Source organism: Streptomyces abyssalis (assembly GCF_001751365.1).
In the GTDB taxonomy this organism is placed as follows: Bacteria; Actinomycetota; Actinomycetes; order Streptomycetales; family Streptomycetaceae; genus Streptomyces; species Streptomyces abyssalis.
Genome location: NZ_LJGT01000041.1, coordinates 1,304,625 through 1,324,288, shown reverse-complemented (window position 1 = coordinate 1,324,288; position 19,664 = coordinate 1,304,625). Strand labels below are relative to the sequence as shown.

Below are 19,664 nucleotides of genomic sequence, written 5' to 3'. Positions count from 1 at the left end.
CCCACCTGCGCCCTCGACTCATTCCGAGCGCCCGGCCGTTGGAGTGAATCCCGCCGGGTAGGGGAATGCGGCGGCGACTGCGGATCTCCTGAAAGCGCCTACGCCGTGACCACGTCGCACTCGCCGCTCGCGGCGAACTCCTCAACCTGCCCGGGCGACGCCTCCGCGTCCGTGATGAGAGTCCACGGGCGGCGCTGACGGGCGTGGTACGGGAACGGGCTGTCGCCCAGCTTGGAGGAGTCGGCCAGGACGAACACCTCACCGCCGCGCTCCGCCATCAGCTCCTTGGAATGGGCCTGTTCGAGCGTGGGGCAGGACAGTCCGTCCCGTGCGTGCAGTCCGTCCGCCCCGAGGAAGACCAGATCAGGCGTGAGCCGCCGCAGCGTCTCGTCTCCCTCGGGCCCGAGGATCGCGCCGTTCGGACGGCGCACCCGGCCGCCCAGCACGACGAGTTCGAGCCCCTGCGCCTCGGCGAGATGGCGCACCGCGATGGTGGAGTTGGTGATGACGGTGAGCCCGCTGCGCGACCGCAACGCCCGCGCGAGTCTCCCCGTCGTGGTGCCCGCGTCGATGAGGATCACGTCGCCGTCGGAGACCCGCGCGGCCGCCGCACGCGCGATGGCCTCCTTCTGGGCGGGGTTGCCCGACTCCTTCTCGTCCAGCGTGCGTTCGGCGGTGTGGCCGCCCGCGACGGCGCCTCCGTAGGTGCGGTGGACGTGCCCGTCCCCTGCCAGCTCCTGCAGGTCGCGGCGGACCGTGGAGACGGAGATCCCGAACCGGTCGGCGAGCGCGGTTATCTCGCCGTTGCCCGCCAGGACCTCTCGCAGGATGTCGTCGCGGCGCCGTGCCGTGCCACGGCGCGGGGCGCGGGACCGGGCGTTCGTCATCGCGTCCTCTCCGCGAAGGCCTGACCGGCACGCGTGCGGGCACCGGTTTCCGCATCCGCGCCGCCCTCGGCACCGGCGTCTCCGCCGGCACGGCCTGCTCCGGCAACGGGAGCCGTCTCCTCGGCCGACGGACGCAGCCCCGCCAGCACCAGCACCACGGCCACGGCGAGGAACCCGGCCAGCACCCCGAAGCCGGTCACGCTCGTACCCGTGCTGTCGGTGAGCCAGCCCACCAGGTACGGGCCGACGTAACCGCCCAGATTCCCCAGGGCGTTGATGAGGCCCATGGCCACCGCCACCACCTCGATGCGCAGTACTCCGCCGGGGATCGCCCAGAACGGTCCGTACGGTGCGTAGAGCGCGCCCGCGGTCACGCACAGGAGCAGCATCCCGAGGACGCCGCCCTCCACGACCTGCCCGAGCAGCAGCGCGGCCATCGCCACGACGAGCGGTACGGCGACGGCTTGCCGCCGCTTCCCGGTACGGTCCGACCACGCCGCGTTGGCGACCATCACGATCAGCGCCACCGTGAACGGGATCGCGCTGAGCAGCCCGACCTCCGTCGAAGAGCCGTCGTTCGTAAGGGTCTTGACGACGGAGGGCAGCCAGAGCGTGAACCCGTAGAAGCCGGTGATCCAGAAGAAGTACACGCCGATCAGGACGAGCACGGACCGCTGCTTGATGGCGTCGAGGTAGGAACCGCTGCCGGCAGCGGGCTTGGCCGCCTCGTCCTCGGCGAGCGCCCGCTCGACGTACTCGGACTCGCGCCGCGAGATCCAGCGTGCCTGAGAGGGGTGGTCGGCGACGGCGAACCACCACACCACGGCCCAGATCAGCGGCGGCAGCCCCTGCAGCACGAGCACCCAGCGCCAGTCCGTGTGGTCGAGCATCAGACCGGAGAGCGGAGCCATGAGGATCGAGGAGATCGGCAGGCAGGCCATCCACAGGGCGTTGGCCCGCGCACGCTCCCGCAGCGGGAACCAGGAGGCGAGCAGGATGAGCACCGCCGGCCACACCCCGCCCTCGAAGAGGCCCAGCACGAACCGCGCGACGTAGAACTGCTCCTTGGTCTGCACGAGTCCGCAGGCCATGGCGGCGACGCCCCAGGCGATCATCAGGATCGTCACGGTCTTACGGGCGCTCCAGCGCTGGGCGAGGATCGCTCCGGGGATCTGCAGAAAGACGTATCCCAGGAAGAAGATCCCGGTGACCATGCCCTCGTCGGCGGCGGACAGGCTCAGGTCGCCGTCCATGTACGGCAGGATCACGGAGACGTTGCTGCGGTCCAGGAACGCCAGCATGTACATCACGACGGCCACGGGGATGACGTACGTCCAGCGCTTCGTGGGTACGGGCGTTCCGGCCGCCGGCGACGCGGGCGGTGGTGAGGCGGGGGTCATCTGCTGCTCCAACTGCACTTGCGTGGTACGGGTGTTGCTGGGCGCTTCGGTTGGCGGTCCGGCGGCTCAGGCGCCGGTTCCGTAGGCCGCCCGGATGCGGTCGGTGAAGGCGCTGAAGTGCACGCCGGAGCGGAACGCGGCGGCCATGGTGCCCGGCGAGGCCTTGCCGGTGCCGGCGATGTCGAACGCCGTGCCGTGGTCCACCGACGTACGCAGAATCGGCAGGCCGACGGTCACCGAGACCGTCCCGTCGAAGTCGACGGTCTTGGCGGGGATGTGGCCCTGGTCGTGGAAGTGCGAGAGCACCCCGTCGAACCGGCCCTGCAGGCCCTGGTGGAAGACGGAGTCGGCGGGTACGGGACCGGTGACGTCGAGGCCCTCGGCCGCGGTCCGCTCGACCGCCGGCCGCAGCGCGGTGATCTCCTCGTCCCCGAAGTGGCCGTTCTCCCCGCCGTGGGGGTTGATGGCGGCGACGCCGAGCCGCGGCTCGTCGTGCCCGAAGACCCGCAGAGCGGTGGTGGCATGGCGGATGCTGGCGGCGACCCGCTCCTCGTCGATCTGGTCCAGCGCCTTGCGCAGCGAGACGTGCCGCGTCGTGAAGAAGATCTTCAGTCCGCGGACGACGAACATCGTGTCGAAGTGTGCGGCGCCGGTCAGTTCACCGAGCATCTCGGTGTGGCCGAGGTGCTGGGCACCGGCCGCCCAGACCGCCTCCTTGTTGATGGGCGAGGTGACGATTCCGTCGACCTCGCGGGCCAGGGCGGCACGGGTCGCCGCCTCGATGGCGGCCACGGCCGAGCGGCCCGCGACGGCGCTGACCTCGCCCCACTCCAGGTCGTCGCCCGCGATGCCCAGGTCGAGCACGTCGACGGTGCCCGGTGTGAAGCGTGCCTCCGCGACCGATCCGACGGCGTTCACCTCGACGTCCAGGCCGCACACCTGCACGGCCCGCCGCAGTACGGCGGCGTCCCCGACGGCGATGCCGTGGCCGAGGTCCGCGGTCTGCGGGTCCGCGAGGGTACGGGCGGTGATCTCGGGCCCGATGCCGGCCGGGTCGCCGAGTGTGACTGCGAGGACGGGAAGCCGGCGGCTGCTCATGAGGAAACCTCTTCTTCTGTCGGGTGGTCGGGACCGGAACCGGGTGCGGAGCCGGCCTGGGCGGTGCCCGGCCCGTACGGGCGGACGGGGAAGCCGGGCTCCCCCGGAGCACGGAGTGCGCCGCGCGTGTGCATGGCGCGCAACCGCTCCAGGCAGGCCACGGCGGCGTCCGGCCCGCCGATGAGCCCGCCCTTGGTCGCGAACGGCAGGCCGCTGTGCGGACCGCCGACCAGATGGCCGGCGACTGCCAGCGGCAGCACCTCGGCCTCGATCTGGAATCCTTCGGCGCCGAGCGCACCGGTGACCGCCGCGGCGACGTCGCCGCCGGAGGTGTAGAGGCCACCGGGGTTCAGGGCCTTGACGGCGTGGGCGGCGGCCTCGGCGAGGCAGCGCAGGATGCGCGCCGCTGCGCCGGGATCGCGTACGGCACGCGGAGCGATGCGTACGCCGAGGACGGCGGCCCCGGAATCGGCCGCTTCCTGGAGCTCGCGGACGATGCGGCGCGGATCGGGCGCCGGTTCCTCCGGGTCCAGCTCCACGTAGTGCGCGCCGAGCGCCCTCTCGGTCCTCACGAGCTGCTCGTGCGTGGCTTCGGTGACGCTGCCGACGACGGCGAGGATGCAGGGCGGGGACCCGGCGGGGCGGATTCCGAGCTCCGCGGCGAGCGCCGCGCCGAACGGCCCGGAGTCCAGGGAGATCCAGCGCGTGCCGTCCTCGGCGGTGATCCTGGCGGCCGCCGCGGCGACTGTACGCAGATGCTCGTTCTCGGTGGCGTCGCAGACCACGATCCCGGCGGGACGCCGCAGTGCCTCGGCCACTCCGCCCACGCCGTCCTCGACGACGTCGAGCGGGACTTCGGCGGTGGTCAGCGAGCTCTGCTCGCCGATGACGGAGGCGACCCGGGAGTGCCGTACCGAGTTGAAGAGGTCGTGGGCGACCGGCGTACGGGTCAGGGGGACGCCGTCCACGAGGTGGATGCCGCCGACCGTGGTGCGTCCGGCGTCGGGGAACGCCGGAACAGCCAGTACCCGTACGGAAGTTGAAGGGTGGCGCGCGGTGACCGATTCGACCACGGCGTCGAGTTCGCGGCCGGGATTGCCGCGCAGCGTGGTGTCGACACGCTTGACGACGAGGGTGTCGCCGGCGGCGGCGGAGACCGCGGCGTGCACGGCGTCGTAGCTCTGCTGGGGTGTGAAGTGCCGGGAGCCGGTGTTCACCACGAGGACGTCGACGGAGCCGGCGTACCGGGGCACCTGGGCGACGTCGCTGACCGTGACGGTGTGCAGCCCGAGCCGGGCGAAGAGGGCGCCGGTGGCGTTGCTGCCGGTGAGGTCGTCGGCGACCACGAGTATCTGCGCCACGATGCCCTTTCCTGCCCGGCTTCGGCCCGCATCCGGCCTGGCGGCCTCGACCGAACTCTTCTTGACTGATTCACGCAATGCTTCTTGCGTGTTTCGTTCAACGAAGCGTCGTCTCCGCAGGCAGGCGCTGTCAAGAGCTACAAGGAGAGGAGTTTTCGCGCGAACCGCGCAACTACAGCGAGCAGCCGAACCCGACGACCGAACAGGCGGACAGGCGGACAGGCGGACAGGCGGACGGCTAGACGAACACTGCGAGGCTCTTCGCGCGACCGTCGCGCTCCTCGACGAGCGCCACGAGGCCGCCCTCCGGCCCGAAGACCGCCACGGGCGCCGAAGCCCCGGCCGCCCCCGATGCCGGCGCACCGGCCTCCTGGCGCGCCGATTCCCGCGCCGGCATGCGGAGTTGGACACCGTTGCCGATCAGCCGTGCCGCCTCCGAGTCGACGTCCCAGCGCGGGAAGGCCGCGGCTGCGGCCTCGCCGAGGGGCAGCAGCGAGATCCCCGCACCGCTGTCGGCCTCGCTCTGCAGCTCTTCCAGTGAACGGGCGTCCGCCAGCCGGTAGGGCCCGACCCTGGTGCGGCGCAGAGCCGTCAAGTGCCCGCCCGTACCGAGGGATTCGCCGAGGTCGCGCGCCAGCGCCCGTACATACGTGCCCGATGAGCACACGACGGAGACCAGCAGATCGGTGACCTCCGTGCCGTCCTCCGCCCGCTCCCCGCCGCGCACTTCGTGCACGTCGAAGGCGGACACGGTGATCTCACGGGCCGCGAGCTCGACGGCCTCGCCTTCGCGCACCCGCTGATAGGAGCGCTTGCCGTCGACCTTCACCGCGCTCACCTTCGACGGCACCTGAAGGATGCGCCCGGTGAGCTTGCCGACGGCCGCGCCGACGGCCTCGCCGGTGATGCCGGACGCCCCGGGCGCATCGGTGACCTCGCCCTCCGCGTCCTCGGTCACGGTGTTCTGCCCGAGCCGGACCGTGGCGGTGTACTCCTTCTCCGTGAGGGCGAGATGCCCGAGGAGCCGGGTGGTCTTCCCGGTCCCGACGACGAGCACGCCGGTCGCCATCGGGTCCAGCGTTCCCGCGTGTCCGACCCGTCGCGTGTGGGCCATGCCGCGCAGCTTCGCCACGACGTCGTGCGACGTGAAGCCGGCGGGCTTGTCGACGACGACAAGCCCGCCGGGCTCCTGGTCCTTCTTACGTGCCACGGCTCATTCGTCCTCGGACTGCTCGCCGTCGGCCGGCTTGCGGTAAGGGTCCGCGCCGCCCGCGTAGTCCGCGCCGGAGGAGGCCTTACGCACCTCCTCGTCGGATGCCTTGGCCCGTTCCAGGAGATCGTCGATCGTACGGGCGTTCTCCGGCAGGGCGTCCGCGACGAAGCTGAGGCTGGGGGTGTGCTTCACGCCCGCCGCCGCGCCCACCGCGGTACGCAGCACGCCCTTCGCGCTCTCCAGGCCCGCGGCCGCCGCCTTGCGGTCCTCGTCGTCCCCGTAGACGGTGTAGAAGACCGTCGCCTCCCGCAGGTCCCCGGTGACCCGGGTGTCCGTGACGGTCACATGGGTGCCGAGCCGCGGATCCTTGATCCCCCGGTGAAGCGTCGTAGCGACCACCTCACGGATGAGGTCGGCAAGCCTCTTAGCCCGTGCATTGTCGGCCACTGGTCCGTCTCCTCGCTAATCGTCGTCTTCTCCGTGGAAGCGCCGCCTCACGGACAGCAGTTCCACTTCCGGACGGGCGGCCACGAGCCGCTCGCACCGGTCCAGCACGTCGGTCACGTGCCCCGCGTCCCCCGACACCGCAGCCAGGCCGATCCTGGTGCGCCGGTAGAGATCCTGCTCCGCGACCTCCGCCACGCTCACCGCGTACTTGCGCTGCAGTTCGGCGACGATGGGGCGGATGACGGAGCGCTTCTGCTTCAGCGAACGCACGTCGCCCAGCAGCAAGTCGATGGAAAGAGTCCCCACATACACCTGGAGATCGTAGAAGATGCCGCCGGGGCCGATCGACGGAGTTTCCTCCGCCGACCGGCCCCGGACCGCCTCATCCGCGCTCTGACGCCGGAGCGTCAGCCGCGGGGCTTCTCCCGCATCTCGTACGTGGCGATGACGTCGTCGACCTTGATGTCGTTGAAGCTGCCGAGGTTGATACCGCCCTCGAAGCCGTCGCGGATCTCGGTGACGTCGTCCTTGAAGCGGCGCAGGCCCTCGATGTTGAGGTTCTCCGCCACGACCTTGCCGTCGCGCACGAGGCGGGCCTTGGTGTTCCGCCGGACCTCGCCGGAGCGGATGAGAACACCCGCGATGTTGCCGAGCTTGGAGGAACGGAAGACCTCGCGGATCTCCGCCGTGCCGAGCTCGACCTCCTCGTACTCCGGCTTGAGCATGCCCTTCAGGGCCGCCTCGATCTCCTCGATGACCTGGTAGATCACCGAGTAGTAGCGGACGTCCACGCCCTCGCGCTCGGCCATCTGCGTCGCGCGCCCCTCGGCGCGGACGTTGAAGCCGATGACGATGGCGTCGGAACCGGTCGCCAGGTCGATGTCGGTCTCGGTGACCGCACCGACGCCGCGGTGCAGGATGCGCAGATCGACCTCTTCGCCGACGTCCAGCTGCAGGAGCGAGGACTCCAGGGCCTCGACCGAACCGGAGGCGTCGCCCTTGATGATGAGGTTGAGCTGCTGCACCTCGCCCGCCTTGAGCACCTTGTCCAGGTCCTCCAGGGAGACCCTGCGGGTGCGCTTGGCGAACGCGGCGTTGCGCTCGCGGGCGGCGCGCTTCTCGGCGATCTGACGGGCCGTACGGTCCTCCTCGACCACCAGGAAGTTGTCGCCTGCGCCGGGGACGTTGGTCAGACCCAGGACGAGGACGGGGGTCGCGGGACCCGCTTCCTTGATGTTCTCGCCCTTGTCGTCGAGCATCGCGCGGACCCTGCCGTAGGCGTCGCCCACGACCATGGTGTCGCCGACGCGGAGCGTGCCCCGCTGGACCAGCACGGTCGCCACGGCGCCACGGCCGCGGTCGAGGTGCGCCTCGATCGCGAGGCCCTGAGCGTCCTGCTCCGGGTTGGCCCGCAGGTCGAGCGCGGCGTCCGCGGTCAGCACGACCGCCTCCAGCAGCGCCTCGATGTTCTCGCCCTGCTTGGCGGAGATGTCGACGAACATGGTGTCGCCGCCGTACTCCTCGGCCACGAGGCCGTACTCGGTCAGCTGACCGCGCACCTTCGTCGGGTCGGCACCCTCGACGTCGATCTTGTTGACCGCGACCACGATCGGCACCTCGGCCGCCTTGGCGTGGTTCAGCGCCTCGATCGTCTGCGGCATGACGCCGTCGTTCGCCGCGACCACGAGGATCGCGATGTCCGTCGACTTCGCACCGCGGGCACGCATGGCGGTGAACGCCTCGTGACCAGGGGTGTCGATGAAGGTGAGCTTGCGCTCCTCATCGTTGACCTCGGTCGAGGCCTGGTACGCACCGATGTGCTGGGTGATGCCGCCGGCCTCGCCCGCGATGACGTTGGTCTTGCGGATGGCGTCCAGCAGACGCGTCTTGCCGTGGTCGACGTGACCCATGACGGTCACGACCGGCGGACGCGGCATGAGCGCCTTCTCGCCGCCCTCGTCCTCGCCGAACTCGATGTCGAAGGACTCGAGAAGCTCGCGGTCCTCCTCCTCCGGGCTGACGATCTGGACGACGTAGTTCATCTCCTCGCCGAGCAGGCTCAGCGTCTCGTCGGAGACGGACTGCGTGGCGGTGACCATCTCGCCCAGGTTGAACATCACCTGGACCAGGGACGCCGGGTTGGCGTTGATCTTCTCCGCGAAGTCCGTGAGCGAGGCGCCGCGCGAGAGCCGTACGGTCTCGCCCTTGCCGCGCGGCAGCATCACGCCGCCGACCGACGGCGCCTGCATCTGCTCGTACTCCTGACGGCGCTGCCGCTTCGACTTGCGGCCACGCCGTGCCGGACCGCCGGGACGGCCGAACGCGCCCTGCGTGCCGCCACGGCCACCGGGACCGCCGGGGCGCCCCGCGAAACCGGGACGACCGCCGCCACCGCCGCCGGGACGACCGCCGAAGCCGCCGCCACCGCCACCGGGACGGCCACCGCCGCCACCGCCGCCGGGACGACCGCCGAAGCCGCCGCCACCGCCACCGGGACGGCCGGCGCCACCACCGGGACCACCGCGGCCGGGACCGCCACCGGGACCACCGCGGCCGGGACCCGGACGCGGAGCGGCAGCGGGACGCTGCGGCATCATGCCCGGGTTGGGCCGGCTACCGCCTCCGCCGCCGCCACCGGGGCGCGGACCGCCCTGGCCGGCGCCCTGCGGACGAGGCATGTTGCCCGGCGTGGCTCCGCCACGGCCGCCCGGCGCCTGCGGACGCGGACCGCCCTGGCCCTGACCCGGCTTGGCACCGGGCTGACCGGGCTTCGGCGCACCGCCGGGCCGTGGGGCCTGCGGACGTGCCATGCCGGTGGAACCACCGGACGTGAAGGGGTTGTTGCCCGGACGCGGCCCGGAGGGACGGCCACCCGGCTTGGGTGCGCCACCGGGACGTGCGCCCTGACCGCCACGGCCGCCCTGGCCCTGGCTCTGACCGGGCTTCGGCGGCGCCTGGCCCGGCTTCGGTGCCGCCTGGCCTGGCTTGGGAGCCGTCGCGCCGGGCTTGGGCGCGTCCGCCTCGGCGGCGGGCGCCGAGAACTCGGGCTTCGCAGGCCCCGGCTTGGGGCCGCCCGGCTTGGGCGCCTGCGCCTTCTCCGATTCGGGAACGGCCGGAGTGACCGGACCGCCGGTCTCGGCCGCGGGAGCGGGTGCGGCGGGGGCCTCCGGCGCCGGCTTGGGGGCTCCCGGCTTCGGGGTCTTGGACTGGCCCGTCTTGGCGGCTCCGGCACCGGGCTTGGGTGCCGCTCCGTCGGCGGGCTTGGGTGCTGCGGCGCCACTGGGCTTGGGGGCGGCCGCCTTCTTCGGCGCCGCCGGCTTCGCCGCGGACTTCTTGGCACCGGACGCTGCGCCGGCACCACCGCCCGCGTCGAAGGCGTCGGTCAACTTGCGTACTACCGGCGCCTCGATCGTCGAGGACGCCGAGCGGACGAATTCGCCCAGTTCCTGGAGCTTGGCCATGACGACCTTGCTCTCGACTCCGAGCTCCTTGGCGAGCTCGTATACCCGGACCTTAGCCACTTCGCTCCTTACGGTCCGGGGGGCTCGTCCGCCGCCGGACCTTCGCTACTTATGCATGGGCGTACTCATCGCGTACTCATCGAGTGCTCATCGCAATCTCGACCTACTTCCGACTCGCGAGGTACCTCTCCGAACGGAGGGTTCCGAACGGACTGTCTTACGGTTCCGCCTGCTCGATCTGCTCCACCTGCCGGTGCAGCTCCGTCACGTCGAACGGCCCCGGGCCACGGAAGGCCCTGTTGAACGCCCGTCGACGGACAGCCTGGTCAAGGCAGGCTGACGTGGGATGCAGATACGCGCCCCGGCCGGGCAGCGTACCGCGAAGATCAGGGACGCAACGGCCCCCGTTCAGCACCACACGCAGCAGATCGGGTTTGTCCGAGCGCTTCCGACAGCCCACGCAAGTGCGCTGTGGGCATGCTCGGACTCGCGTCCGGCCAGACACTGATAAGTCTACCTCCCCGCACCGTCACACCCCTTCGGGGGTAACGGCCACCCCTATGGTTTCAGCCCTGCTCGGCAGCCTGTCCGGGCGCCGGCTCCGGCTCGGCCGATACGGCTTCGCCCGCTTCAGCCGTGTCCGGGCGGATGTCGATGCGCCAGCCGGTCAGACGTGCGGCGAGGCGTGCGTTCTGGCCTTCCTTGCCGATCGCGAGGGAGAGCTGGTAGTCGGGCACCGTCACACGCGCCGACCGTGCCGCGAGATCGATGATCTCGACCTGACTCACACGTGCCGGGGAGAGCGCGTGAGCGACCAGGTCCGCAGGGTCCTCGGACCAGTCGACGATGTCGATCTTCTCTCCGTGCAGCTCCGCCATGACGTTGCGCACACGGCCGCCCATCGGGCCGATGCAGGCGCCCTTGGCGTTCAGCCCGGAGCGCGTCGAGCGTACGGCGATCTTCGTACGGTGCCCCGCCTCGCGGGCGATGGCGGCGATCTCCACCGAACCGTCCGCGATCTCCGGCACCTCCAGCTCGAAGAGCTTCCTGACCAGATTCGGGTGGGTGCGCGAGAGCGTCACCGAAGGTCCGCGCACGCCCTTGGCGACGCGTACGACGTACGTACGCAGGCGGGTGCCGTGCGAGTAGTCCTCGCCGGGGACCTGCTCCTGCGGCGGAAGGATCGCCTCCAGCTTGCCGATGTCGACGAGCACGCTCTTGGGGTCCTTGCCCTGCTGGACCACGCCCGCGACGACGTCGCCCTCGCGGCCCGCGTACTCGCCGAAGGTGACCTCCTCCTCGGCGTCCCGCAGCCGCTGCAGGATGACCTGCTTCGCCGTGGTGGCGGCGATGCGCCCGAAGCCGGTGGGGGTGTCGTCGAACTCCCGCGGCTCCGCACCCTCGGCCAGCTCTGACGCGCTTTCCCTGGCCCAGACCGTCACGTGTCCGGTCTTGCGGTCCAGCTCGACGCGGGCGTCCCGGTAGCTGCCCTCTGTGCGGTGGTACGCGATGAGGAGGGCGGACTCGATCGCCTCGACCAGCAGATCGAGGGAGATCTCCTTCTCCCTCACAAGCCCGCGCAGGGCACTCATGTCGATGTCCACGGCTACGCCTCCTCCTTGCCTTCGTCGTCAGCGGCCGCGGACTCGTGCTGCGCTCTCTGCTCGGCGGCCTTGCGGTTGAACTCGATCTCGACGCGCGCCTTCGCGATCTCCTCGAAGGCGAGCCGGCGGGCGGTGGGCTTGCGGCCCTTCACGCCCGGGACCTCCAGATCGACGCCTGCCGCGTCCACACCTGTGATGCGCGCCGTCAGCTCGCCGCCGCCGGCGCTCTCGGTGAGGTCGGCCTTCACGAGCCGGCCGAGCGCGCGGCGGTAGTGGCGCTGCTCGGTCAGGGGGCGCTCGGCGCCGGGTGAGGTCACTTCCAGCACGTAAGGGGAGCCGCCCATGATGTCGGTCTCGTCCAGCGACTCGGAGAGGGTCCGGCTCAGCTCGGCGCAGGTGTCCAGCTGGACTCCGTCGTCGGAATCCACCACGACGCGGAGCACCCGCCGCTTTCCGGCGGGCGTCACCTCGATCTCTTCGAGATCCAGCCCCTTCTTGCTCACGAGGGGCTCCAGCAGTTCGCGCAGCCTCTCGCTCTGGGTGGTGCTCATCCGGGTGACTCCTCGGCCGCGTGTGCTGTTGTAGGGGCGCCTGTGATGGGGGAGATGACGTGGTCGTGTACCGGTCCAAGCCTAACGTCTGCCACGGGCGGCGCCGACCAGACGGGCGATCCGGGCGGGATGTCAGGGGACGTGCGGGTATTCATGGGGCAGCGAGGGTGGCCCGTCGATACGTTCGAATGCGCGCAGGTACCCTCACGGGCGGTGATCACCGCATGCGGTGCCCACCGCAGAGGTTCGAGCGATACGACGCCGATCAGGGAGCCCCCATGCCGCTCATGCCTCCCCCAGATCCTCCGGCCTGGGGGTGCCCCCAGCCGCCGGCGGGCCCGCGCAGACGGTCGATGGTCGCCGGGACGCTCGGCACTCTGGCTCCGCTCGGGGCCCTGACGACGCTCACCTCGGGCTGTTCCGGGGACGACGCGAGCGCGGACGCCGAGCAGGTCGCCGCCTCGGACAAGCGGCTTCGGCGGGAGGCCGCCCGTCAGAGCCTGGAACTGCTGGCCAGCTACGACGCGACCGCCGACGCCCACTCAGGGCTCGCGGACCGGCTCCGTCCGCTGCGTGAGTCGACCATGCGGCACGCCGAGGTCCTCAGCGGCGAGGGCGGGGGCGAGAACAAGGGCGGGGACAGGCACGGGAGCGAGGACGACGACGGGAGCAGGAACGACGGCGGCGCCGGGGGCGACCGGTGGGGGCACCCCCAGGCCAGAGGCTCTGGGGGAGGCAAGCACGGCAGGCCCCGGGTGCCCGACGGCGAGAAGGCCGCGCTGACGGCGCTGGGCGACGCCGAGCGCCGCACGGCACGTGCCCGCACCGCGGCAATGGTGAAGGCACCGCCGGAGACGGCGCGCGTGCTCGCGTCCCTGGCCGCGGCGGGCGCGGCGCACGCGTATCTGCTCGGTGCGCAGGACGGACGGGAAACGCAGGACCGGAAGGACGGCGGCGCATGAAGAAGCTGGTCGACGCCGTGCAGGCGGCCCTCGCCGCGGAGCACGCGACCGTCTACGGCTACGGCGTCGTCGGCGGCCGCATCGGATCGTCACGCCAGGACGAGGCGCGCAGCGCCTACGACGTGCACCGCTCCCGCCGCGACGCGCTGCGCCGCGAAGTGCGGGATCTGGGCGGCGAACCGGAGCCCGCCGCCGCGGCGTACGCCCTGCCGTTCGCCGTGCCGGACAGCGCCGCCGCGGTACGGCTCGCGGCGGAACTGGAGGACCGGCTGGCGGGGGTGTACGGGGATCTCGTACGGGTGAGCGAGGGTGCCCGGCGGCGGGAGGCGGCGTCCGCGCTGAGCGAGGCGGCGGTCCGGTCGGCGCGGTGGCGCGGCAGCAGCGTAGCCTTCCCTGGTCTCTCCGAGCGCTCCGCCTCCGACGGACCGGCGCCGTCGGGGTCGCCCGCGAACGGTGAGACGTCCGGTTCGCTCTGACGGTCCCACTCCCGGCGTACCGGTACCCGGCACGACCCGGCAGCGCACTGCGCAGCACGCTCTGCACGGCCCCGCACGGCACTGCACCGCTTCGCCCGCACCGCACGCACGGCACCGCCGGCCGTCCGTCCCGCCCGTAGGCCACATCCGTCCGGAAAGGTCCACTTCACCGCATGGCTTCTGCACTGCCTCTCGATCCTCCGCAGCGGCTTGTGCGCACCCTCGGCTCGCAGCACGGGCACGCCGGCGAGCAGATGGGCCGGGCCGGTGAGGAATGGCTCGCGCAGCTCCCGGCTCTGCTGGAGCGGGTGCTGGAGAAGTGGGAGCTGACGCCGGAACGCGTGGTATCGCCCGGGGGCCGCGGCAGTCTGGTGACGCTCGTGCGGCAGGCCGACGGGGCTCCGGCCGCGCTGAAGCTGCTCGCTCCGTACGTCTCCGGGGCACGGGAGCGCACCGAACGGGAGCGTACGGCCCTCGCGCACTGGAACGGCCACGGTGCGGTGCAGCTGCTGCGCTCGGACGACGCGGAAGGTGCCCTGCTGCTGGAGCGGCTGCACGGTGAGATGTCTCTGCGGTCGCTGCCCGAGGCGAAAGCGATGCTGGAGGCCGCGTCCGCCGTACGGCGGTTGTGGGTCGCACCGGAGCCGGACGGCGCGGGCGCGGCGGCCGCCGAGAGCACGGTCGCGGGACCGGGCGCCGGATCGGCGGCGGGCTCGGCCGCGGGTTCGGCCGCGGGGGCAGGGAGCCTCGGCACGGTGGCCGGGCACACCGCCGCGGGCAGCGCGTTCCTGCGTTCCCCCGCGACGCCGGAGGAGGTGCGGCCGCTGCGGGACGAGGCGCTGGAGCTGCGGGACGGGCTGCTGGCCGATCCGCCCGAAGAGGTGCTGCTGCACGGCGACTTCAGACAGGGGGCGGTCCTCGCCGCCGACGCCGGTCGGGTGCCGTGGCTCGCGACCGGCCCGGACCCGCTGCTGGGCGAGCGCACGTACGACCTGGCCCGTCTCGTACGGGACCGGCTGCACGACCTCCTCGCCTCCCCCGGCGCGGCCTCGGCGACCCGGCGGCGTCTGCACAAGCTCGCCGACTCCCTGGAGGTGGACCGGGAACGGCTGCGGGGCTGGTCGCTCTACCGTGCGGTCGAGTCCGGCGTACGGCACATCGGCAGCGGCAACCGGGAGGACGGCGAGCTGCTGCTGGAGTTCGCCGGCTGGCTCTGACCAGCGGCCCGTCCGGAACCGGTCCCGGTCCCACCGCCCCCGGTGCCGCCCCCGCTCCTGCTTCGTCGGCGCTCAGAGCGGGACGACGCCGGTCAGCATCGCGGCGGCGGACATCACCAGCGTGGTCCCGAACGCCCAGCCGAAGATGAAGCGCTGGTGTTCGCCGAGCTGTACGCCCGTCATGCCGACGAGGATGAAGGTGGAGGCGGTGAGAGGGCTGAGCGGGAAGCCCGTCGTCATCTGGCCGAGAATGGCGGCCCGTGCGATCTCGGCCCGCTCGGTGCCGAACCCCTGAGCGGTCTCGGAGAGCACCGGCAGTACACCGAAGTAGTAGGCGTCGGGGGTCAGGGCGAGGCTCAGCGGCATGCCGGTGACGGCCACGATCCCCGGGAGGTGGCCGCCCAGCGAAGCGGGGATGACGGAGACGAGGGTCTTCGCCATCTCGTCGATCATCTTTGTCTCCGTGAGGACTCCGGTGAGGACGCCCGCGGCGAAGATCATGGTGGTGACGAGGACGACGTTCTTGCCGTGCCTGTCCAGCAGCGCCTGCTGGTCCTCCCACCGGGGGTGGTTCACGAGCAGAGCGACCGCGAAGCCGATGATGAAGAGCACTTCGAGCGGCATCAGCTGCAGGACGAGGCTGACGAGCAGAGCGAGCGTGAGGACCAGGTTGAAGACGGTCAGCCAGGTGCGGGGACGCCCGGCGACCGCGAGCCGTACGTGACCTTCCTTGTCCGCGTCCCCGCCCGCGTTCTCGCGGCTCACGTCTGGGCGTTCACCGTCGCCGGAACCCGGAGCCGAACCCGAACCCGTGGCCGAGCCGAGCCGGCGCCGGGGTCCCCGGGCTCGCCCCCGCCCGCCGGCACGGCGTCCACGCTGCCGAGCCGGTTCCGCTCACGGCGACCGATCAGGTACGTGGCCACCAGCACCCACGCGATCCCGCACCCCATGGCGGGGAGGACGGGCAGGAAGACCTCCGAGGTGTCGAGCTTCAGCGCGGCAGCCGCCCGTACCGTCGGACCGCCCCACGGGATCATGTTCATCACGCCTGCGCCCAGGCAGATGATCCCGCTCAGCACCAGTGGCCGCATGCCCAGCTTCTGGTAGACGGGCAGCAGGGCGGAGACGGTGATCAGGAATGTGGAGGCGCCGTCGCCGTCCAGGGCGACGCACATCGTCAGGACGGCCGTGCCCATGCATATGCGCAGCGGGTCGCGGCGGCCGAAGCGGAGGATGCCGCGTATGAGGGGGTCGAAGAGCCCGGCGTCCACCATCAGGCTGAAGTAGAGGTAGGCGAAGGCGATCATGATGCCGGTGGGCGCCACCGTCGTCAGGCCCTCGAGGATCATCTCGCCGAGCCGGTCCGCGAAGCCCCCGGCGAGCGCCGCGAGTACCGGAAGCAGCACCAGCGCGACGAGAACGGACAGCCGCCTCGTCATGGTGAGCAGCAGGAAGAGACCGATCGTGGTGAAGCCCAGTGCTGCCAGCATGATCTCTCGCTCTCCTGTTCCCGGGCCTTGCGGCGGGCGACGTATGTACGAGGGCGTCGCGCTGCCCGAGAGTTTCGGAGCCGGATCGAATGGGTGTCCAGCATTGAACCGGGATTCACTCATGCGATCTGTGCATCAGTTCTGCCTTGTGCCGCCTATGCTCGCCGCTCATGGATGCGACCCTCCGCCAGCTCTCCGCCTACGCCGCCGTCGCACGGGCGGCCAGTTTCACGGCCGCCGCGTCGCAGTTGCACGTCTCGCAGTCGTCGCTCAGCAGAGCGGTCGCGGACCTGGAACGTGTGCTCGGCGCGCAGCTGCTGGAGCGCGACACCCGCAACGTGCAGCTGACCGCCGCCGGGACCGAGGCGCTGCGGATCGCGGACCAGATCCTGGGCGCGCACCGCGCGGGCATGAAGGAACTGGAGCGCTTCCTGCTGGGCGAGTCCGGGACCGTGGCCGTGGCGACGCTGCCTTCGGTCGCCGCCGTGCTGCTGCCGCGGGTGATCTCCGACTTCCGCGGCCGGCGGCCGCACGCGGCCGTACGGATCATGGATGGCCCGGAGCGCCCGGTGCTGGACCATGTGACCTCCGGCGACGCGGACTTCGCCATCACCACGGCCGGCGAGCCCTCGGCCCAGCTGGAGCATCTGCCGCTGGTGCGCGACCGGTTCGTCGCAGTGCTGCCGAGCGGGCACGCGCTGGCCGGGCGGGCGGAGGTGGCCTGGGAGGACCTGGCACGGCATCCGTTTCTCGCGGTCGGCCAGGACTCCAGCGTGCGGCGGCTCGCCGACGCCACGTTCGCGCAGATCGACGCCCGGGTTCCGCCCGCGGCCGAGGCCGCCAGCGTGGCGACGGTCGGCGGGCTGGTGGCCGCCGGGCTGGGGGTGTCCGCGATGCCCGCGCTCGTGCTGCCGCTGCTGGGGACCGGTGACTTCGTCCCGGCCCCGCTCGTCCGTCCGGTGGTCCACCGCCGCCTGGACGTGGTGATGAGGGCGAGGCGGACGGTGCCGCTGGCGGCCCGGGGCTTCCTCGACACACTGGACGCGCTGCGCGAGGAGGGCGGAAGTCTCCCGGAGGGCGTCACTTGGGCATGACGCCGGGACGTACACGCCCGCCCGCCTCATGCGAAAAGCGCATCGATTGATCGTCCTTTCTTGCTGGACAGGCATTTCTCCGCTCGGAGAGGCTGAGCCGAAGACGCCGTGACCGACCGCCGAGCGAGGAGCGCCCCTGTGACCGACGACCACGACGACGCCGGACGCCGCGGGCAGCTGTGCGACCTGAAGGTCGTCGAGTTCGCCCATGTCGTCGCCGGCCCGCTGGCGGGCTCGATGCTGGCGGACCAGGGAGCGGACGTCGTACACGTCGAGCCCCCCGGTGCGGGTGACGCCGCCCGCGCCATGGGCCCGAGGCGCGACGGCACTCCCCTGTGGTTCAAGGTCGCCGGACGCAACAAACGGTCCGTCACCCTCGATCTGCACCAGGAAGAGGGACGCGCGCTCGCGCACCGCCTCGTCGCCTGGGCGGACGTCGTGATCGTCACGTTGCGGGCCGGACGCCTGCGCGACTGGGGACTCGACTGGGAGTCGGTGCACCGGCTGAACCCCCGGGCCGTGCTGCTGCAGATCTCCGGCTACGGCGCCACCTCGTCGCTGGCCGACAGCCCCGGTTTCGGGAAGATGGGCGAGGCCCGAAGCGGGGTCGTCCATCTGACCGGCTTCCCGGACGGCCCGCCCGTGCACACCGGCTTCTCCCACGGGGACGCCGTGAACGGGCTGATGGGCGCCTACGCCGTCCTCGCCGCCCTGCACCGCCGCGAACGTGATCCGGACTTCGACGGCGAGTGGATCGACATGGCCCTCTTCGAACCGCTCTTCCGGCTCGTCGAATGGCAGGTCATCGTGCACGACCAGCTGGGCACCGTTCCCGAACGGTCCGGCAACCAGCTCGCCGTCGCACCCGCCGCCGTGATCAACACCTACCGTTCCGCGGACGGTGAGTGGATCACGGTCACCTCCGCGACACTCCGCTCCGTACGCAACGTCGCCCGCCTTCTCGGCCTGGACGAGGCGGAGTTCGCCACCTCCGAGGCGCAGCAGGCCGGACGTGAGCGGCTCGACGCGGGCTGCGGGAGTGGGTCGCACGGCGCCCGACACGGGAGTGCCTGGAGCTGTTCGCACAGAACGAGGTGGTCGCCTCCCGGGTCTTCGACGCGGCGGACATCGCGGCCGACCCCGTCTACGAGGAGCGGGAGGACATCGTGACGGTCGAGGACCCGGACCTGGGTCCCGTACGGATGCAGGCCGTCATCCCGCACTTCCGGCAGAACCCGGGGCAGGTGTGGCGGACCGGGCCCGAGCTCGGCCAGGACAACCGTCTCGTCTACCATCACTGGCTCGGTGTCGCTGACGAGAAGCTCGCGGAACTGGAGCAGCAAGGTGTCGTCTGAGTCCGGCAGGCCGTCCCGTCCCGCGCGGACGCCGCTGCGTTCGCTGCTGTTCGTGCCCGGCACGAAGACGGAGTGGCTCTCCAAGGCCGAGGCGTCCGGCGCCGACGCGGCGATCCTCGATCTGGAGGACGCGGTCGCGGAGCAGGACAAGCGGGCAGCCCTGGATCACGTCGTCGAGGCCATCGCCCGTCACGCGGCCCGCGCCGGTGCCCCGGACGCCGACGGCGGCGGCTCCGGACACGACGGCGGCGGCATGGCCCTGTTCGTACGGATCAACTCGCTCGACGCCTGGTCCGCCGTCGAGGAGCTGCGGGCCGTCGCACGTCCCGGTCTCGCCGGACTCGTCCTGCCGAAGGTGCAGTCCGAGCAGGAGGTGCGTACCGCCGACCGGCTGCTGGCCTGGTCCGAGCGCGACCAGGGGCTGCCGGCGGGCGGCATCGCCCTGGTGCCGCTGCTGGAGACGGCCCAGGCGCTGCGCAACGCACACGACATCACCGCCGCGGCCTCCCGCACCGACTACACCGGCGCGCTGACCGCCCCGGGCGGCGACGTCGAACGCGCGCTGGGCTACCGCTGGAGTCCCAGGAGCACCGAGACCCACGCGCTGCGCTCCCGCGTCCTGCTGGACGTACGGGCCGCCGGCGCCGAACACCCCGTCAGCGGGCTGTGGACGCACATCGACGATCTCGCGGGGCTGCGCCGGTTCGCCGAGCAGAACCGTTCCCTCGGCTATGCGGGCATGATGGCGATCCACCCCTCGCACGTCCCGGTGATCAACGAGGTGTTCTCCCCCGACGCCGGTGAACTCGCCCGCGCCGAGCGCCTGATCGCCGCCGTGCGGGCGGCGCAGGCGCAGGGCGCCGGAGCCGTGACCTTCGAGGGACAGATGGTGGACGAGGCCATGGCGGCCAACGCCCAGGAGATCCTCAGGCGCCACCGGCGACGCGGGGGCCCCTGACCGTCGGGCGGTCAGGGGCCACGCGGTCAGGCAGTCAGGCAGTCAGGCGGTCAGCGACCGAGCGGCCCCGGCTCAGGTCCCGGCCCCGGC

Annotated in this window: 18 protein-coding genes and 1 pseudogene; 7 read left to right on the top strand and 12 right to left on the bottom strand. The window is 71.9% G+C overall.

What is annotated here, in order from left to right; all coding sequences use genetic code 11:
* Positions 1 to 98: 98 nt before the first annotated feature.
* The 11 genes from AN215_RS26560 to rimP all read right to left on the bottom strand — a co-directional run bounded on the left by AN215_RS26560 (position 99) and on the right by rimP (position 12,022).
* Positions 99 to 887 (bottom strand): DeoR/GlpR family DNA-binding transcription regulator, encoded by a 789-nt coding sequence (locus AN215_RS26560; RefSeq protein ID WP_070010658.1) that lies wholly within the window; start codon positions 885 to 887, stop codon positions 99 to 101.
* On the bottom strand, positions 884 to 2,287 hold the full coding sequence (locus AN215_RS26555; protein WP_079123433.1) for an MFS transporter: 1,404 nt from the start codon (positions 2,285 to 2,287) through the stop codon (positions 884 to 886). Before AN215_RS26555 ends, AN215_RS26560 begins: the two co-directional genes overlap by 4 nt.
* A gap of 66 nt (positions 2,288 to 2,353) precedes the next feature.
* On the bottom strand, positions 2,354 to 3,385 hold the full coding sequence (pdxA, locus tag AN215_RS26550) for a 4-hydroxythreonine-4-phosphate dehydrogenase PdxA (RefSeq protein WP_070010659.1): 1,032 nt from the start codon (positions 3,383 to 3,385) through the stop codon (positions 2,354 to 2,356).
* Positions 3,382 to 4,746, bottom strand: coding sequence for a four-carbon acid sugar kinase family protein (locus tag AN215_RS26545; RefSeq protein WP_070010660.1), 1,365 nt, complete (start codon positions 4,744 to 4,746; stop codon positions 3,382 to 3,384). Before AN215_RS26545 ends, pdxA begins: the two co-directional genes overlap by 4 nt.
* A gap of 238 nt (positions 4,747 to 4,984) precedes the next feature.
* On the bottom strand, positions 4,985 to 5,956 hold the full coding sequence (gene truB / locus AN215_RS26540) for a tRNA pseudouridine(55) synthase TruB (protein ID WP_070010661.1): 972 nt from the start codon (positions 5,954 to 5,956) through the stop codon (positions 4,985 to 4,987).
* Between the two features lie 3 nt (positions 5,957 to 5,959).
* Positions 5,960 to 6,406, bottom strand: a complete 447-nt coding sequence (rbfA, locus tag AN215_RS26535; protein WP_070010662.1) for a 30S ribosome-binding factor RbfA — start codon at positions 6,404 to 6,406, stop codon at positions 5,960 to 5,962.
* Positions 6,407 to 6,421: 15 nt separating this feature from the next.
* The gene (locus AN215_RS26530) at positions 6,422 to 6,718 is read right to left on the bottom strand and encodes a DUF503 domain-containing protein (protein ID WP_070010663.1); all 297 of its coding nucleotides are present in this window, start codon (positions 6,716 to 6,718) and stop codon (positions 6,422 to 6,424) included.
* Positions 6,719 to 6,813: 95 nt separating this feature from the next.
* The gene (gene infB, locus AN215_RS26525) at positions 6,814 to 9,927 is read right to left on the bottom strand and encodes a translation initiation factor IF-2 (protein WP_070010664.1); all 3,114 of its coding nucleotides are present in this window, start codon (positions 9,925 to 9,927) and stop codon (positions 6,814 to 6,816) included.
* Between the two features lie 157 nt (positions 9,928 to 10,084).
* Positions 10,085 to 10,372, bottom strand: coding sequence for a YlxR family protein (locus tag AN215_RS28955; protein WP_079123432.1), 288 nt, complete (start codon positions 10,370 to 10,372; stop codon positions 10,085 to 10,087).
* A 61-nt stretch (positions 10,373 to 10,433) separates the two neighbouring features.
* Complete coding sequence (gene nusA, locus AN215_RS26520; RefSeq protein WP_070010666.1) at positions 10,434 to 11,471, bottom strand: transcription termination factor NusA; 1,038 nt, start codon at positions 11,469 to 11,471, stop codon at positions 10,434 to 10,436.
* A 2-nt stretch (positions 11,472 to 11,473) separates the two neighbouring features.
* Positions 11,474 to 12,022 (bottom strand): ribosome maturation factor RimP, encoded by a 549-nt coding sequence (gene rimP / locus AN215_RS26515; RefSeq protein ID WP_070010667.1) that lies wholly within the window; start codon positions 12,020 to 12,022, stop codon positions 11,474 to 11,476.
* Between the two features lie 278 nt (positions 12,023 to 12,300).
* Here rimP and AN215_RS26510 point away from each other — a divergent pair, with 278 nt between their 5' ends.
* From AN215_RS26510 to AN215_RS26500, 3 genes are all read left to right on the top strand, one after another.
* The gene (locus tag AN215_RS26510) at positions 12,301 to 12,984 is read left to right on the top strand and encodes a hypothetical protein (RefSeq protein WP_245694729.1); all 684 of its coding nucleotides are present in this window, start codon (positions 12,301 to 12,303) and stop codon (positions 12,982 to 12,984) included.
* Positions 12,981 to 13,460, top strand: a complete 480-nt coding sequence (locus AN215_RS26505) for a ferritin-like domain-containing protein (protein ID WP_070010668.1) — start codon at positions 12,981 to 12,983, stop codon at positions 13,458 to 13,460. Before AN215_RS26510 ends, AN215_RS26505 begins: the two co-directional genes overlap by 4 nt.
* A gap of 173 nt (positions 13,461 to 13,633) precedes the next feature.
* Positions 13,634 to 14,677, top strand: a complete 1,044-nt coding sequence (locus tag AN215_RS26500; RefSeq protein ID WP_070010669.1) for an aminoglycoside phosphotransferase family protein — start codon at positions 13,634 to 13,636, stop codon at positions 14,675 to 14,677.
* A gap of 72 nt (positions 14,678 to 14,749) precedes the next feature.
* On the opposite strand, the pseudogene AN215_RS30925 reads toward AN215_RS26500, so the two are convergent.
* Positions 14,750 to 16,167 (bottom strand): annotated as a pseudogene (locus AN215_RS30925) (CitMHS family transporter).
* Between the two features lie 170 nt (positions 16,168 to 16,337).
* On the opposite strand from AN215_RS30925, the gene AN215_RS26490 reads away from it, so the two are divergent.
* From AN215_RS26490 to AN215_RS26480, 4 genes are all read left to right on the top strand, one after another.
* On the top strand, positions 16,338 to 17,261 hold the full coding sequence (locus AN215_RS26490) for a LysR family transcriptional regulator (protein ID WP_070010670.1): 924 nt from the start codon (positions 16,338 to 16,340) through the stop codon (positions 17,259 to 17,261).
* A 138-nt stretch (positions 17,262 to 17,399) separates the two neighbouring features.
* A complete protein-coding gene (locus tag AN215_RS26485) occupies positions 17,400 to 18,431 on the top strand; it encodes a CaiB/BaiF CoA transferase family protein (protein WP_253186439.1) in 1,032 nt (343 codons plus the stop codon).
* Positions 18,332 to 18,616 carry a CoA transferase gene (locus tag AN215_RS30715; protein ID WP_338057947.1) on the top strand — a complete coding sequence of 95 codons (285 nt, stop codon included), beginning with the start codon at positions 18,332 to 18,334 and terminating at the stop codon, positions 18,614 to 18,616. Before AN215_RS26485 ends, AN215_RS30715 begins: the two co-directional genes overlap by 100 nt.
* The gene (locus AN215_RS26480) at positions 18,606 to 19,574 is read left to right on the top strand and encodes an HpcH/HpaI aldolase/citrate lyase family protein (RefSeq protein ID WP_070010671.1); all 969 of its coding nucleotides are present in this window, start codon (positions 18,606 to 18,608) and stop codon (positions 19,572 to 19,574) included. The genes AN215_RS30715 and AN215_RS26480 overlap by 11 nt, the downstream gene beginning before the upstream one ends.
* Positions 19,575 to 19,664: the final 90 nt, after the last annotated feature.